General features: G+C 69.4%; 16 protein-coding genes. 8 read left to right on the top strand and 8 right to left on the bottom strand.

Annotated elements, in window-relative coordinates; translation table 11 throughout:
* Positions 1-60 precede the first annotated feature (60 nt).
* A complete protein-coding gene (locus ABZS54_RS00080; protein ID WP_355528683.1) occupies positions 61-1,086 on the top strand; it encodes an ATP-binding cassette domain-containing protein in 1,026 nt (341 codons plus the stop codon).
* Positions 1,083-1,964 carry an ABC transporter permease gene (locus ABZS54_RS00075; RefSeq protein WP_355528680.1) on the top strand — a complete coding sequence of 294 codons (882 nt, stop codon included), beginning with the start codon at positions 1,083-1,085 and terminating at the stop codon, positions 1,962-1,964. Before ABZS54_RS00080 ends, ABZS54_RS00075 begins: the two co-directional genes overlap by 4 nt.
* A gap of 78 nt (positions 1,965-2,042) precedes the next feature.
* Here ABZS54_RS00075 and ABZS54_RS00070 read toward each other — a convergent pair whose 3' ends face one another.
* The 8 genes from ABZS54_RS00070 to ABZS54_RS00035 all read right to left on the bottom strand — a co-directional run bounded on the left by ABZS54_RS00070 (position 2,043) and on the right by ABZS54_RS00035 (position 9,470).
* The gene (locus tag ABZS54_RS00070) at positions 2,043-3,224 is read right to left on the bottom strand and encodes a serine hydrolase domain-containing protein (RefSeq protein ID WP_355528677.1); all 1,182 of its coding nucleotides are present in this window, start codon (positions 3,222-3,224) and stop codon (positions 2,043-2,045) included.
* 157 nt (positions 3,225-3,381) lie between these two features.
* Positions 3,382-4,896, bottom strand: a complete 1,515-nt coding sequence (locus tag ABZS54_RS00065; protein ID WP_355528674.1) for an FAD-dependent monooxygenase — start codon at positions 4,894-4,896, stop codon at positions 3,382-3,384.
* Positions 4,897-4,954: 58 nt separating this feature from the next.
* Complete coding sequence (locus tag ABZS54_RS00060; protein WP_355528672.1) at positions 4,955-6,088, bottom strand: zinc-binding alcohol dehydrogenase family protein; 1,134 nt, start codon at positions 6,086-6,088, stop codon at positions 4,955-4,957.
* A gap of 82 nt (positions 6,089-6,170) precedes the next feature.
* On the bottom strand, positions 6,171-7,109 hold the full coding sequence (locus ABZS54_RS00055; RefSeq protein WP_355528669.1) for a ketoacyl-ACP synthase III: 939 nt from the start codon (positions 7,107-7,109) through the stop codon (positions 6,171-6,173).
* The gene (locus ABZS54_RS00050) at positions 7,106-7,354 is read right to left on the bottom strand and encodes a phosphopantetheine-binding protein (protein WP_355528666.1); all 249 of its coding nucleotides are present in this window, start codon (positions 7,352-7,354) and stop codon (positions 7,106-7,108) included. Before ABZS54_RS00050 ends, ABZS54_RS00055 begins: the two co-directional genes overlap by 4 nt.
* Before the next feature lie 51 nt (positions 7,355-7,405).
* Positions 7,406-7,654, bottom strand: a complete 249-nt coding sequence (locus ABZS54_RS00045) for a lipoyl domain-containing protein (protein WP_355528663.1) — start codon at positions 7,652-7,654, stop codon at positions 7,406-7,408.
* On the bottom strand, positions 7,651-8,631 hold the full coding sequence (locus ABZS54_RS00040) for a transketolase C-terminal domain-containing protein (protein WP_355528660.1): 981 nt from the start codon (positions 8,629-8,631) through the stop codon (positions 7,651-7,653). Before ABZS54_RS00040 ends, ABZS54_RS00045 begins: the two co-directional genes overlap by 4 nt.
* Entirely contained in the window at positions 8,631-9,470 is an 840-nt protein-coding gene (locus ABZS54_RS00035; protein ID WP_355528657.1) for a thiamine pyrophosphate-dependent dehydrogenase E1 component subunit alpha, read from the bottom strand. Before ABZS54_RS00035 ends, ABZS54_RS00040 begins: the two co-directional genes overlap by 1 nt.
* 560 nt (positions 9,471-10,030) lie before the next feature.
* Here ABZS54_RS00035 and ABZS54_RS00030 point away from each other — a divergent pair.
* From ABZS54_RS00030 to ABZS54_RS00005, 6 genes are all read left to right on the top strand, one after another.
* Positions 10,031-10,246: an MbtH family protein gene (locus tag ABZS54_RS00030; protein ID WP_355528654.1), complete on the top strand. Its 216-nt coding sequence runs from the start codon at positions 10,031-10,033 to the stop codon at positions 10,244-10,246.
* A gap of 34 nt (positions 10,247-10,280) precedes the next feature.
* The gene (locus ABZS54_RS00025; protein WP_355528651.1) at positions 10,281-10,943 is read left to right on the top strand and encodes an FMN-binding negative transcriptional regulator; all 663 of its coding nucleotides are present in this window, start codon (positions 10,281-10,283) and stop codon (positions 10,941-10,943) included.
* 79 nt (positions 10,944-11,022) lie between these two features.
* The gene (locus ABZS54_RS00020) at positions 11,023-12,609 is read left to right on the top strand and encodes an amino acid adenylation domain-containing protein (protein ID WP_355528648.1); all 1,587 of its coding nucleotides are present in this window, start codon (positions 11,023-11,025) and stop codon (positions 12,607-12,609) included.
* 34 nt (positions 12,610-12,643) lie between these two features.
* Positions 12,644-12,874 carry a phosphopantetheine-binding protein gene (locus ABZS54_RS00015; protein WP_355528644.1) on the top strand — a complete coding sequence of 77 codons (231 nt, stop codon included), beginning with the start codon at positions 12,644-12,646 and terminating at the stop codon, positions 12,872-12,874.
* A gap of 129 nt (positions 12,875-13,003) precedes the next feature.
* The gene (locus ABZS54_RS00010) at positions 13,004-14,191 is read left to right on the top strand and encodes an NAD(P)/FAD-dependent oxidoreductase (protein ID WP_355528641.1); all 1,188 of its coding nucleotides are present in this window, start codon (positions 13,004-13,006) and stop codon (positions 14,189-14,191) included.
* Positions 14,192-14,234: 43 nt separating this feature from the next.
* Positions 14,235-14,445: condensation domain-containing protein (locus ABZS54_RS00005; protein WP_355528638.1), on the top strand; the 211-nt coding region annotated here is incomplete at its 3' end.

The raw sequence follows: 14,445 nt of genomic DNA, 5'->3' as shown, positions 1-14,445 counted from the left end.
CCCGCCCGCACCCATCGACGTCGTCCACGGCGTCGACGCACTGGAAAGGACCGTGGAGCCATGCCGGACGCGATCGCCGTCGAGGCGCTGCACAAGGGATACGGCGACGTGCGGGCCCTGGACGGCCTCGACCTCACCGTCGAACAGGGCACCGTGATGGGCCTGTTGGGTCCCAACGGAGCCGGCAAGACGACGGTTGTGCGGATCCTGGCGACGCTGCTGCGACCCGACTCCGGATCGGTGCGGGTGTGCGGCGTCGACGTGTTGCGCGAGCCCGAACGTGTACGACCTCTGATCGGTCTCACCGGCCAGTACGCGGCGGTCGACGAGAAGCTGACCGGCTTCGAGAACCTGCGCATGCTCGCCCGACTCGCTCGGCGCGGCCGGGCCGAATCCCGCTCCCGGGCCGACGAATTGCTGGCGGAATTCGGCCTCGCCGACGCCGCCGGGCGCCTGGTCCGCACCTACTCGGGCGGCATGCGCCGCCGGCTCGACCTCGCGGCCGGCCTGATCGCCCGCCCCGAGGTGATCTTCCTGGACGAGCCGACCACGGGCCTCGATCCCAGGAGCAGGACGGCGATCTGGAAGGTGGTCGCCGACCTGTCCGCCGCCGGCACCACCGTGCTGCTGACCACGCAGTACCTGGAGGAGGCGGATCGACTCGCCGACATGGTCGTGGTCGTGGACCGCGGCACGGTGATCGGCCGGGGAACCCCGGAGGAACTCAAGGACCGGGTGGGCGGCGAGCGACTGGAGATCCGATTGCAGGACGCCGGCCAGTACGACCGAGCCGAGCGGGTGATCCGAGGGGTTGTCCGGGACAGCCTCTGCAGCCACGACGGCGAGGGACGGATGACCGTGGCGATCGCCGGCGGGGCGCTGCTGATGCCCGAGCTGGCACGGGAGTTGCACGCGGCGGAGGTGATCGTGGCGGATCTGGCGGTGCGCCGCCCCACCCTCGACGACGCCTTCTTCGCGCTGACCGAGCCGGGCGAGAGCCCGTCCTCCGACGCCGACCCGGCGCCGGCGCCCCCGGAAGCCGAACACGTCGACGCGGTGACGGCCGGAAGGACGGACCAGCGATGAGCGGCATGTCGACCGCCAAGCCCACGAACACCACGAAGACCGCCAAGACGGCGACCACGAGCACCACGAAGGCGCCCGCGGCGGGGCCCGCCGTACGCGAGGGGAACCCCGGCGGCGGCATCTCCTGGTGGTTCTCCGACGCCGGGGAAATGGCGCTGCGCAACCTCAAGCACCTTCGACGCACGCCCGACCTGATGATGTACGCGCTCATCCAGCCGGTGATGTTCATCCTGCTGTTCCGCTACGTGCTCGGTGGCGCGATCGACGTTCCGGGCGGCGACTACGGACAGTTCCTGCTGCCCGGCATCTTCGTGCAGATGGTCCTGTTCGGCTCGGTCGCGGGCACCGCCGTCGGAGTCGCCGACGACATGAGCAAGGGCATCATGGACCGCTTCCGGTCGATGCCGGTGAGCCGATCGGCCGTACTGGCCGGCCGGACGTTCTCCGAACTGGCCCGCACCCTCGTGGCCGTCGTGGTGATGATCGTGGTCGGACTGCTGGTCGGGTTCCGCTTCGACGGCGAACCCATGCCGATGGCGGGCGCGTTCCTGCTGCTGTTCGCCTTCGGCTACGCCTTCTCCTGGCTCGCCGCCCTGATCGGCATGGCGGTCAGTGGCCCCGAGGCCGCCCAGGCCGGCGGCACCGCATGGCTCTTCCCCTTCACCTTCATCAGCTCGGTCTTCGTACCCGTCTCCTCCATGCCGGGTTGGCTCCGGCCGTACGCCGAGCACAGCCCGGTGACGGTGGTGGTGGACACCCTGCGTGCCTGGCTGGGCGGCACCGACGCGGGCTGGGCCGCCTGGCAATCCCTGGCCTGGACGGTGGGCATCGCGACCATCTGCGCCCCCCTCGCCGTGGCCCGCTACCGCAACAAGTGAGGATGGCCGCCCCGGCTGCCGGGTCCGGTGGATCGAGAGCCGGACGCCTCGCGCGGGTAAGGCGTTTTCGTGGCTGCCTCAGCGCGAGCCGGCAGGTGCGCCGCAGAACTCGGCGTTCAGGATGGGGAGGATGGTCTCCGCCCCCCAGGTGCCGTTGTAGTCGAACGCGAGTTGGTGGCGGCCGTCCTCGGTGGTGGCGGCGAAGGCGATCGACCCCATGGTGCCCCCGTCGTGATACCACAGGGTGGTGCCGCAGCCCAGCGTGAACCGCTCGATGCCGAGCCCGTAGCTCGCGCCCGGGAAGTCGGGGTTGTCGATGGTCGTCAACATCGCCTTCAACTGCGCCGCCGGCAGCAGCTTCCCGCGCACCAGGGCCCCGTAGAACCGGTTCAGATCGTCCGCGCTGGAGATGATGTCGCCGTTGCCCCAGCCCTGTGAAGCGTTCATCTCGGTGACGTCGTCGATCCGGTCCGGTGCCGACGGGAACAACTTCGAGTAGCCGCGGCTGCTCGGCTCGGGCAGGTGGATGTTCTTGCCGGGGTTGGACGTCGCCTTGAGCCCCAGCGGTTTGATGATGCGGTTACGCACCTCGTCCTCGTACCGCCTGCCGCCGGTCCTCTCGATGATCAGCGCGGCCAGGACGTCGTTGGTGTTGGAGAACGAGTGCCTGGCGCCGGGCTCGAACAGCGGGTCGTGGGAGAGAGCCACCTTTACGCGCTGCTCGGGCCGCAGGGTGTCGTACCGGTGTCGGAGGTAGCCGTCGCCCTCCAGATACGTCTCGCCGTACTCCTTGTCGGCGAGGTAGTCGAACAGGCCGCTGCTGTGGTTGAGAAGCTGCCGTACGGTGATCTTGCGGCCGTCGTTGCCGTTGCCTCTCACCACGCCGGGCAGCCGGTGCTCCACGGTGTCGTCGAGATCGAGTCTCTTCTCCGCCTCCATCTGGAGCAGGACGGTCGCCACGAACGTATTGGTGAGGTTGCCGACGCGGAACCGGTCGTTCCTGCCGCGCGGCGCACCCGTTCTCAGGTCGCCCACGCCCGATGCCGACTTCCAGACTCCGCCGGCGTCTCGTGCCTGGGCGGTGATGCCGGGGACACCCGCCGTCACGGCCGCGTCCATCGCGCGCTGCGTCGCCTCGTGGTCGGCCGCCGCGGCGGCCGTGTCCCGCGACGCCTGGGCGGGTCCCGTGAAGGCGGTGGCCGCCATCGCGACCGCGGCCAGAACGACCACGCCGGCCCTCGATCTCTTGCGTATCGTCATTTCTCGCTCCCGAGAGTCGTCTGTATTCGGCGGTACGTCGTTCTTGTGCGGTTCGTCGGCGGCGGCGCAGGTCGCCCGTCCGTGCGTCGTCCGTCGGCCGTGGCGAGGGCACGGGCGGGGACGAGTCGGGACACGAGCGCGGTGGCCGTGCGGCGTCTCACTCCGGCCGGGCCGGGCCGAACCAGGTGCCGAGGGCGGTCCGGAGCGCGGAGATGTCGGGCGCCCCGCCGGCGGACGCCCAGGCGACATGACCGTCCGGGCGGATCAGCAGCGCGGCGGGAGCGGGGATCTCCCGGCCACCCGGAACGGGCCAGTGGTCGTCCTCGCTCCGCGCCTCGACCAGGTCGACGCGATCGGCCCAGCCCTCGGCCGCCGCCGCCACCTTGGCGCTGCCGCGCAGGTCGAGCAGTACGGGGCGGGCGGCGTGGAGCAGCTCGTGGACGCGGGTGGCGCCGTCGGACGTCTTGAGGTCGGCGTCGGGGACCCGGCGGCCCGCCAGCGGGTGGTCGCCCTCGATCGGATACCGGACGTCCAGTGCGGTGAGCATGCCGCACAGATACCGGTTGACGTCGTCGAGCGCGATGAGCGAGCCGAACACCTCACGCAGCGCGTCCGTCTCGACGCCGGGGCGGGCCAGGGCCGCCTGCGCCCGGGTGTTGTGCAGAACGCGCTCAGCGACGGGGTGGCGCTCGGCGTGGTAGCTGTCCAGCAGGCCCTCCGGCGCCTGGCCGCGCACCACCGAGGCGAGCTTCCAGCCGAGGTTGACCGCGTCCTGCACTCCCACGTTCAGCCCTTGCCCGCCGGCCGGGAAGTGGATGTGTGCCGCGTCGCCCGCGAGCAGCACCCGGCCCTCCCGGTATCGGGAGGCCTGCCGCGCCGCGTCGCCGAACCGGGAGATCCACCTGGGGCTGTGCATGCCGAAGTCGGTGCCCGCGAGCCTGACCAGCGATTCCCGGAGCTGCTCGAACGTCGCGGGTTCGTCGCGGTCCGCGACGCGGCCGTAATCGGATGTGATCACCCGATACCAACCCGGCTCGAAGGCGATCACCGAGAAGTCGCCGCCCGGGCGGCGCCGCACCCAGATGTAGTCCTCGGGCAGATCGGGGAGTTCGACGTCACCGATCAGCGCGGTCATCGTCGCCGGCGTGCCGGGGAAGTCGATGCCCGACAGCTTGCGCACCGAACTGCGCCCGCCGTCGCAGCCCACCAGATAGCGGGCGCGCACCGTCGCGGATGCCGCCTCCGCCGTCCGCAGCTCGACCGTCACGCCGGCCTCGTCCTGGTGGATCCCGTTCACCTCGGACGACCAGCGCACCCGCACGCCGAGCTCGGCGGCCCACTCCTCCAGCAGCCGCTCGATGGCGGACTGCAGGATCATCAGCGGGCGGGAGTGCCGGGACTCGAACTCGTCGAAGTCCAGCCAGAGCCCGGAGAAGTGGCCCACCGACTGTAGTTCGCCGACCGCCAGGAAGCGGTCCAGGACGCCGCGCTGGTCCAGCACCTCCAGGGTGCGGGCGTGCATGCCGCCGGCTCGCGACTCGCCCGTCCGCTCCGCGAGCCGCTCGACCACCACCACATCGACGCCCGCCAGCCGTAGTTCGCAGGCGAGCATCAAGCCCGTCGGCCCGGCGCCCGCGATCACCACGTCCGTGTCGGAGTCGGTGTGTCCCACGTCGCTTCCCCCTCGTGTCACTGCGCTTTTGACGTCGTCACATCGCCGTTCGGGCCGGTCAGAGCGGGTTTACGCGGTACATCGGGAAGTACGACCCGATCCTGTTGTTCGCGTAGTCGTCGGCCAGTTCCGGCACCCGGTCGAAGTCGTAGATCACGTGCGATTCCTTGGGCGCCATCCAGCCCTCGGCCTCCTGGAAGTCCCGGATGCCCGGTGAGTCCTGGAGCCGCCATACGTGCGTGTTCACGTGGATGTGCCGGCTGATGCACTCGGCCCCGCGCAGATGCGACAGGCGCATCCCCGCCTTCCAGCCACACGTGGTGACGACCCCCTCGCGGGCCAGCGCCGTCAGGGTGACGTCGTACAGGGGCTCGCCGATGTTGTCCACGAAGATCGCCACCCCGTGGCCGTCGCTGAGGCCCTCGACAACGCTCAGGAAGTCCTCGACCGACCTCCGGCGCCGCTGGTGCCGGTTCCGGTCCGCGCGTTCGTGCCGAGTGGGCAGCGAGAGGTCGGGGAATCGGCGGCGGTCCACCGCAGTGATGCCGTTCTCCCGCAGGAAGGCGACCCGCTCGTCCGAGCCTGCCGTCATCGCCACCCGGAACCCGGCCCGCTTGGCCAGCATCAGCTCGGCGTAGGCCACACCGCCGCCCCAGCCGAAAACCAGGTGGTTCGCCGGATCGTCGTCGACCACCTGCGTCCGCCAACACCCGTACGCCTTCCGCCAGTTGTCCCAGGCGGTGAAGTACCGCCCGTACGTGGCCCACTGGGGCAGCGAGTAGGCCGTGCCGTCCGGGATCGGCAGGAGCAGCCGTACGTCCATCTTCGACCGCTTGGCCAGCAGGCCGATCGTGCCGGGGGCGTCGTAGGCGTAGGCGAGTTCGGCGTAGCCGAAGCGGTCGAGTCTGCCGAACGGCAGGAGCAGACACAGGTCCCCTTCACGGACCCGGACCTCGCGGCTCCCCGCGTTCACGTCGAGCACGCGCACCACGCCCAGATTGCCGAGGACCACCGTGTCCTCGCCGCGGCTGCTGCACACGTCGATCGGGGAACGGGCCAGCGCGTGGTCGACGTTGGCCTCCCAGGAGCCGAGGATCGGCTCCACCAGGGCCTCGCCCTCCTCCAGCGGGCCGAAGGCGAACCGATCGCGTCGCAGCGCGCCGCCGGGTCCGGCGTCCTGCCGACCGGCCACCGCCCCCGAGTGCAGGACCCAGGCTTCTGGCGAGTAGATGACAACCTCCTGTGATCGAGTATTTCCCGGGTCGCCGGCGCGGTCAGGGAGTCGTGACGGACGGCGTCCGGTAGTCCACCGAGACACCGCCCCACGCCTCACCGGCGCCGTAGGCCACGGCCCCGAGCCGGCCCGCGGCGGGGAGGGAACCGGAGTGCAACTCCTCGGCGAACGCCAGCGGGATCGAGGCGGACGACGTGTTCCCGCAGTGTTGGATCCGGTTCACGAAGGGCACGTCGAGATGGGCGCTGAAGCTGCGAACCTGTTCCAGGATGCGGCCGTTCGCCTGGTGGCCGACCAGGACGGTCGGCGCGGGGCCGTGGTCGAAGAGGTACTGCGCCGACTCCGACATCCGGCGCACGGCGCGGTCGTACACCTGCATCCCGTCGAGATGGATACCACCGGCGTCGGTCTCCCGCATGAGCGCCTCCTGCGCGCCGTCGCAGCCGGCGACCTGGCGAAAGCCCGCGAAGTCCGCGCGGTCCTCCAACAGGACGGCCGCGCAGCCGTCCGCGAAAATGCACGCGGTCTGCCGGTCCGCGCGGTCCACCAGCCGGGACATGGCCTCCACCGAGCACACCAGCACCGACCGCGCCTGTCCGGCGTCGCACAGCGAAAGCCCGGTGACCAGCCCGTAGACGAAGCCGCAGCAGGCCGCGTTCATGTCGAAGGCCAGCACCGAGGGCCCCAGTCCGGCCAGTTGCGCCACCTTCTGCGCGATACCCGGGACCCGCTGCCGCACCGAGGTGCTGACGACGATCAGGGCGCCGATCGAGGAGGGGTCGTGCATCCTGGTCACGATCGGCGCGCAGGCCTCCGCCGCCACCTCCGTCAGCGGGGTCTCGTCCGGCAGCCAGGAGCGGGCCGCGATGCCGCTGCGGCGCCGGATCCACTCGTCCGTGAGACCGATCGACGCGAAGTGCTCGTTGTCGATGGTGCGGCCCGGCTTCGCGGTGGCGATGTCGACGATGCCCGCGCTCATCCCCGGCTCGCCAGTTTCACGAAGTAGGTGGTGAACTCCTCCAGGAAGGCGAAGCCGGCGGTCTCCTTCAGGTCGCCCTTGACCTGGAGATCGCGCTCCAACTGTTGGTGCAGCTCGACCAGGTCGAGGGAGTCGAGGTCGAGGTCGGCGACCGGCCGGGTGAGGTCGTCGGGGCCCAACGCCGGGTCGCGCTCGCGCAGTTTGGCCAGCATGGTGTCCGCGATACGGCTTTCGATGTCGCTCATGTTCCTTCTCCGTTCAAGTGACCGGATCCGTGGATCTCGGGGCGTGGGAAGCTAGTCGGCCGCCAACCGGTACAGCACCGCACCGGACTCGAGGATCGTGCCGACCGTCGCGGAGTGGGCCGCGACCCGACCGCTCCGCTCCGCCACGATCTCCGTGCCGGCCTTGTCGGTCTCGACGACCGCGATGACGTCCCCCCGCTCGACGCGGTCGCCGACACCGGCGACCCACTCGATCAACAGGGCCTCGCCGAGGCCGTGTCCGAAGCCGGGAACGCGCATGTCCACCGCGGAGTCACTCACTTCGTCATCACCAGCACCTCGTTCTTGATCTCCTGCACACCGATCAGGTAGTCCTTCTCGAAGTCCGCCGGGGGATAGGCGCGGCGGTCGGGCGCCAGTCGGCGGACCGGCCCCCGAAGCGCGTCGAAGCCGTGCTCGGCCACCGACGCGGCGATCTCGGCACCGATGCCGACGTCCTTCGACCCTTCGTGCACGATCAGCAGCCGCCCGGTGCGGGCGACGGACTCCAGGACCGTGTCCATGTCGAGCGGGGCCACCCAGCGCAGGTCCACCACCTCGACGTCGACATCGGAGCCGAGCGCGTGCGCCGCTTCCAGCACCTCGTGGGTGACCGCGCCGAACGTGGCGATCGTCAGGTCCGTGCCACGCCGCACGACCCGGGCCGCAGTCGGCGACCTCGCCGGCTCGGGGTCCCGGGCGGGGGTGTTCCGCCGCCAGTACAGGCGGATCGGCTCGTACATCACCACGGGTGAACCGAGCGTCACCGCGTACCGCAGGATCTGGTCGGCGTCCTCTCCCGTCGAGGGACACGCCACCGAGATGCCCGGAACGCGGGCGAAGAGCGCCTCGTTGGACTCGCTGTGGTGCTCGACGCCCCGGACCCCGCCGCCGGTCGGGATCCGCACCACCAGGCTCGGGCTGACCTGTCCGTTCCACCGGTCGCCGATCCGGGCCGCCTGGGTCACCAGCTGATTCACCGCGGGATAGGTGAACCCGTCGAACTGGATCTCGCAGACCGGCACCAACCCGCTCATCGCCATGCCGACGGCCTGGCCGATGATGGTCGCCTCGGCCAGCAGCGAGTCGCGCACCCGGTCCGCGCCGAAGCGTTCCCCGAGGCCCCGGGTCACCCGGAACACGCCGCCCAGGCGTCCGATGTCCTCGCCGAGCAGCAGCACTCTCGGATCCTGTTCCAGCAGGTCGGCGAGGGTCGCGTTGATCGACTGAGCCAGGCCGGCGGGTCGCACGGTGTTCATCACGCGTACTCCTTCATCAACCGATCGCGCAACTCCCGCACTTCCGCGTCGACGTCATCCAGCCACGCGGCGTCCACCAGGCCCAGGTCGGTCAGCCGGGACGCATACGCGGTCACCGGGTCCGCGGCCTTGGCTCGCGCGACGTCGTCGCGGCTGCGGTACACCTCCTGGGCGTCGGAGGTCGAGTGACCGTGGATGCGTCCCACACGGATTTCGACGAGATAGGGCGCCCGCTTCCCGCGGACATGGGCGGCGGCCCGGGAGCAGGCCGAAAAGACGGTTTCCGGGTCCTGACCCGGGATCCGGACGGACTCGATCCCGAAACCCCGGGCGCGCTCGGCCAGCGTGGTGCGCATCTGCTCGTCGGCCGGCTTGGAGATGGCCCAGCCGTTGTTCTGGCAGACGAACAGCACGGACGCCGACTCGACAGCGGCGAGGTTCATCGCCTCCGACATGTCGCCCTCACTGGAGGCGCCGTCGCCTATGTACACGACGACGAAGTCCTCCCGCCCCTGCAACCGCTGCCCGATCGAGTAGCCGACGCCGTGCAGCGTCTGTGCGGCCAGGACCAGCGTGTAGGGGAAGAACCGCAGCCGGCGCGGATCCCATCCGCAGAACGTGCGGCCGGCCCACTGCGCGACCAGTTCGTCCGGTGCCACGCCACGCAGCAGGGCGACCGCGTGCTCGCGGTAACTGGGAAAGACGGTCGGGGTCGGGCCCACGGCGAGCGCGGAGCCCACCTGCGCGGCCTCCTGCCCCTGGCAGGACAGCCAGAGGTCGAGCACGCCCTGCTTCTGGAGCTGACGGGCCTCCTCGTCGACGCCTCTCGCCACCAGCATGTGGCGCAACAACAACCGTCGTGTGCCGTCGTCTGGATGTGTTTCGTACTCGGATTCTGACTTCGAGACCATTGATCACCAGTCGTAGGTTCGTCGATGAGCTTGTCGTCGTCGTGCCGCACGAAACACCCCGAGAGCCCTCCCGTCGAAGGCGAGCCACACGTCGGCGGCCGGACGCGGGAACACGGGCGGGAATGCGGAACCGGTGTCCACGCGCAGGCAATCGCGGACCAAACCGGAATTCGAGCAGGCCCGTTCACGGGCCGATGCTCGGTCATGGTGGCACAGAAGTCGGTGCGGTACAGGCCCGGACGGATCACCGGGACGTCGGCGATCCTGCCGCCATTGTGGCGTCGGCGGTCGAGTCATACGGTGAGGCGTCGGCACGCCAAGGCGGCTGCGGATGCCGGGTGTCCTGTCGACAGGACGACGCCGAACGGCGAACCCGCGCCCAGGCCCCGGCGAATTGCAATCCCGAGTTGCCCCGTGATGGTCGGGGGCTGCCAGGCCCTGGCATTTTTCAATCCCGAGTTACGACGTGACGATTAAGGACGGTGCCGGTGAGCACGAACCCCTTCGACGACGAGGACGGCCGTTTCCAGGTCGTGGTCAACGACGAGGAGCAGCACTCCCTGTGGCCGGTGTTCGCCGAGGTTCCCGCGGGCTGGCGGGTGGTCTTCGGCGAGGCGTCCAGGGCCGAGTGCCTGGAGTACGTCGAGCGGAACTGGACCGACCTGCGCCCGAAGAGCCTGCGGGAGGCCATGGCGGCGAACTGAACGCCGGTCGGATTCTCCGGAGGAGTGGATCACCATGTTCGTACCTCGCATGTACCGAGAGCCCGATGCGCAGTGGATCGTCGAGTTGATGCGGCGCAATCCGTTGGCGCTGCTCATGACCAACGGCGGGGACACGGAAGGGCCGTACGGCACGCACCTGCCGGTCATCCCGGACCCCGAGTCGGCCGTCGACGGGCTCGCGGACCTGACGGGGGCGACGCTCCTCGGCCACATGAACCGGGGGAACCCCCAGTGGAAGGCGTTGCGGCCCGCGATGCCCGCGGTGCTGAGTTTCGCGGGCCCGCACACCTATGTATCGCCGGCGATCTACCGGTTCACCCCTGCGGCGCCGACCTGGAACTTCACGGCCGCGCAAGTGCGCGGGGTGATCGACAAGATCGAATCCGTCGAGGAGACGCTGTCCGTGGTGCGTTCCACCGTGCGCGACCTGGAGTCCGGGTTCGGATACGGCTGGGACATGTCCGAGTCGATCGACTACTTCCGCAAAATCCTGCCCGCGGTGGGCGCGTTCCGGTTCACGATCACCCGGGCCGAGGCGATGTTCAAGCTCAGCCAGGAGCAGAGCAGCGAGACGCGGGACCGGGTGTGCAGCCACTTCGCCCAGGAGGGGTCCGGCACGCAGCGGGAGACCGCGGAGTACATGAGCAGGGTGAGCGAAGCGAAACGACAGGTCTAGAGCCGCCGGACCAACCCCCGTTTCCCGTGGTGCGCCGGCGGTTCCCCCGACCGCACACCCGTCATATGGGAGTCAGTTGATGATCCTTCAGGGAAAGCGGGTTGCCCTGCCCTCGGCGCCCGTCGTGCACAAGCAGTTCGAGACACACGCCGAAGCCGTCCCCGACGCGGTCGCCGTTTGCTGCGCCGGAGATCAGGTGACCTACGCGGAACTGAACGCGAAGGCCAACCGGTTCGCACACTTCCTCACCGCGCGCGGCCACGGCCGAGGTGCGAAGGTCGGCGTCTGCCTCGACTACTCGATCGACATGGTCGTCGCCATCCTCGGCACGCTGAAGGCGGGCGCGGCCTACGTACCGTTGGATCCGTCCTACCCGGCGGCACGGCTGCGGCTGCTGCTGGGGCAGGTCCCCGATCTCGCCCTGATCGTGGCCTCCCCGGTGACGGTCGGGCTGGTCGAGTCGGCGGCCGTCCGGGTCGTCGTGTTCGAGCAGTTGGCCGATCATCTCGACGCTCTCCCGACGACCGGTCCCGACGTCCCGGTCACCGGGGACGACGTGTGCTACGCGGTCTTCACGTCCGGGTCGACCGGTACGCCGAAGCTGACCGCGGTGCGGCACGAGGGCTGGTTCAACCTGCTGAACTGGCTGATGCTCGAGTACGGCCTGCATCCCGGATCGAACAACCTGGTCGTCAGCGCTTTCGGGTTCGACCTCTCCCAGCGCAGCCTGATGATGCCGTTGTTCTGTGGCGCCACGCAGTACCTGATGGCGAGCCGGAACTTCGACGCCGCGATGGCGTACCGCATGCTGAGCCGGCACGGGATACGCACGGTGCACTGCGCCTCCAGCACGCTGTACCTGCTGGTGGACTGGGAGACCGCACGCGGCGGTGAGGCACTGACCCGGCTGGACTACGTGCTCTTCGGCGGGGAGCCGCTGCACATCGAACGGATCGCCGACTGGGCGCGGCGCGAAGGGAACACGTGCACCCTCCTGCACCAGTACGGCGTCGCCGAGTGCACGGATGTCGCGTCGTCCTACGACCTCGCCGGGTACCGGCCCGGCGAACACGACATCGCACCGGTCGGCAGGCCGGCCTACAACACCGACCTCCACCTCCTCGACGAGCGGATGCGCGGTGTCGGGGCGGGGGAGTACGGCGAGATCTGCATCGCCGGGACCAGTGTCGGCGCCGGCTACCTCAACGGCACGGGTCCCGAATCCGAGCGGTTCACCACGATCGTGGTCGACGGCGAACCGCGCAGGCTGTACCGCACGGGCGACCGCGGCCACGTGAACGAGGCCGGGGACCTCGTCGTCGTAGGCCGGATGGACGCGCAGGTGAAGGTGCGGGGCATGCGCATCGACCCCACCGACATCGAACGCGCGCTCGGCAGGCTGGCCGGGGTCCGGCAGGCCGCCGTGGTGACCGGGTACACCGACTCCGGCGAGACCGAGCTGATCGCGTTCATCGTCCCGACCGGGGACGACCTCGCCGAGAACGACGTGCGCGCCCGCCTCCTGGAGACATTGCCGCGGAACATGGTTCCGGCCGGATTCGTCAACATCCCGCGGATTCCGTTGAGTCCGCACGGCAAGGTGGACCGGGCGGCGCTGGTCGACGCGTGCCAAAAGCGGTACGCCGACCGCGGCACGACGGCATAGTCGACGGACCTTGATGACAACCGAGAGGACTGTGATGATTGCCGAAAGGGTGCGCGCCATCTGGTGCCGGGAACTCAAGCTCGACGACATATCGGTCGACGACAACTTCTTTGCCCTGGGCGGCCAATCCGTGATTATGGCCGGTATCCAGGGTGCTTTCATCGAGGAGCTGGGCGTCGAGGTCCCGGTGGATCAGATGTTCCTCAATCCGACGGTGGCGTCGATTTCTGCGTACATCGAATCCTTGAATGCGGCGGCCCGGTAGCGTCAGGCGAATTCATACGCGTTCGGCAGCGGATAATCCGTCCGCCGCATCGATGGCGCGCGCAAGAACAGTGACATTTCCGGCTGCGGCCGCATTGGGATCCGAAAATCACCTGGTAAGAGAGGCGCCATGTACGACGTAATTGTCATAGGTGCCCGTTGCGCGGGTTCGCCGGCGGCCATGTTGTTCGCTCAGCAGGGATATCGCGTCCTGCTCCTGGACAAAGCGCGGTTCCCGCAGGACACGCTGTCCTCGCACTACATCCACATGCAGGGCGTGGCGCTGCTCGATCGATGGGGGCTGCTCGACAAGCTCCGCGACGCGGGCTGCAAGCCGATCACCCACCAGACCTACGGCGGCCCCGGTGTCCGCGTCGACGGCTTCTCCCTGCCGATCGACGGCCTGCGGCAGACGTACGCGCCGAGGCGGTACGTGCTCGACCCGATCCTCGCGGACGGTGCCGTGGCGGCCGGCGTGGAGTTCCGGGAGGGCTGCGCGGTCAACGATCTGGTGTATGAGGGCGACCGGGTCGTCGGGGTGCAGTACACGACGCCCGGCGGCGCCGAGGCGACGGACCGGGCGCGCCTCGTCGTCGGCGCGGACGGCATGCGCTCGCTGGTGGCCCGCAAGGTCGGCGCGCAAAACGTCATCGAGCACCCGCGGATGACCACCACCTACTACAGCTACTGGGCCGACGTTCCCACGCACTTCGAGCTGTACGAGCGGCCAGGGCGGTGGATCGGTGCCATCCCCACCAACGACGACCTCACGTTGCTCATGGCCTACTTCCCGCAGGACGAGTTCAACGAGGTCCGCAAGGCGGTGGAACCCGCCTACCTCGAAGCCTTCCGCACCACGGTGCCCGAGTTGTACGAGCGGATGCGGTCCGGCCGGCGCGTGGAGCAGCTGTACGGCACGGGCCATCAGGAGAACTACTTCCGCAAGGCCTACGGGCCCGGGTGGGTGCTGGTCGGTGACGCGGTGAACCACAAGGACTCCATCACCGCCCGCGGTATCACCGAAGCCTTCGTCCAGGCCCAGTCGCTCACCGAGTACATCGGGGAGCAGTTGCACGACGACGCCGCGCTCAAGGCGGCGCTGCGGCGCTACGAGAACAAGCTGAGCGGCGAAGCCCTCAGCCAATACCAGGGCGCGCTCAATGTGGCCGAGCTCAAGCCCGAGGGGCGGGTCGAGATGCTGCAGAAACTGGTCGGACACCAGGAGCAGATCGACCGGTACTTCTCGACGCTGTCGGGGGCGTGCTCCATCGACGACTTCTACAACGACGAACTCCTGACCCTGCTCGACCTGAGCTGAGTGACGACTTGCTCCCTCGTGGTTCCGCCGATTTGGAGACGCAATGATCCCGTTGTCCTTCGCGCAGCGTCGACTGTGGTTCGTGGACCGGTTCGAAGGCCCGTCGCCGACCTACAACGGCGCTTTCGCCCTGCGGCTGACCGGTGAACTGAGCGTGGCCGCACTGGAGTCGGCGCTCCGCGATGTCATCGACCGGCACGAGGTCCTGCGCACGGTGATCGTCGAGGACGACGACGGCGTCCCGCATCAGCAGG

Origin of the sequence: Embleya sp. NPDC005575, assembly GCF_040605455.1 — a bacterium.
Taxonomy (GTDB): domain Bacteria; phylum Actinomycetota; class Actinomycetes; order Streptomycetales; family Streptomycetaceae; genus Embleya.
The sequence above is the reverse complement of the archived record's forward strand: the minus strand, read 5'-3'. Positions and strand labels throughout refer to the sequence as shown.

What these genes read in the sequence shown, in the direction of transcription:
- ABZS54_RS00020 (WP_355528648.1), top strand. Translation starts at nt 11,023, where the DNA reads ATGATCCTTCAGGGAAAGCGGGTTGCCCTGCCCTCGGCGCCCGTCGTG.
- ABZS54_RS00035 (WP_355528657.1), bottom strand. Translation starts at nt 9,470, where the DNA reads ATGCTGGTGGCGAGAGGCGTCGACGAGGAGGCCCGTCAGCTCCAGAAG.
- ABZS54_RS00080 (WP_355528683.1), top strand. Translation starts at nt 61, where the DNA reads ATGCCGGACGCGATCGCCGTCGAGGCGCTGCACAAGGGATACGGCGAC.
- ABZS54_RS00075 (WP_355528680.1), top strand. Translation starts at nt 1,083, where the DNA reads ATGAGCGGCATGTCGACCGCCAAGCCCACGAACACCACGAAGACCGCC.
- ABZS54_RS00055 (WP_355528669.1), bottom strand. Translation starts at nt 7,109, where the DNA reads ATGAGCGCGGGCATCGTCGACATCGCCACCGCGAAGCCGGGCCGCACC.
- ABZS54_RS00010 (WP_355528641.1), top strand. Translation starts at nt 13,004, where the DNA reads ATGTACGACGTAATTGTCATAGGTGCCCGTTGCGCGGGTTCGCCGGCG.
- ABZS54_RS00025 (WP_355528651.1), top strand. Translation starts at nt 10,281, where the DNA reads ATGTTCGTACCTCGCATGTACCGAGAGCCCGATGCGCAGTGGATCGTC.
- ABZS54_RS00015 (WP_355528644.1), top strand. Translation starts at nt 12,644, where the DNA reads ATGATTGCCGAAAGGGTGCGCGCCATCTGGTGCCGGGAACTCAAGCTC.
- ABZS54_RS00040 (WP_355528660.1), bottom strand. Translation starts at nt 8,631, where the DNA reads ATGAACACCGTGCGACCCGCCGGCCTGGCTCAGTCGATCAACGCGACC.
- ABZS54_RS00070 (WP_355528677.1), bottom strand. Translation starts at nt 3,224, where the DNA reads ATGACGATACGCAAGAGATCGAGGGCCGGCGTGGTCGTTCTGGCCGCG.
- ABZS54_RS00050 (WP_355528666.1), bottom strand. Translation starts at nt 7,354, where the DNA reads ATGAGCGACATCGAAAGCCGTATCGCGGACACCATGCTGGCCAAACTG.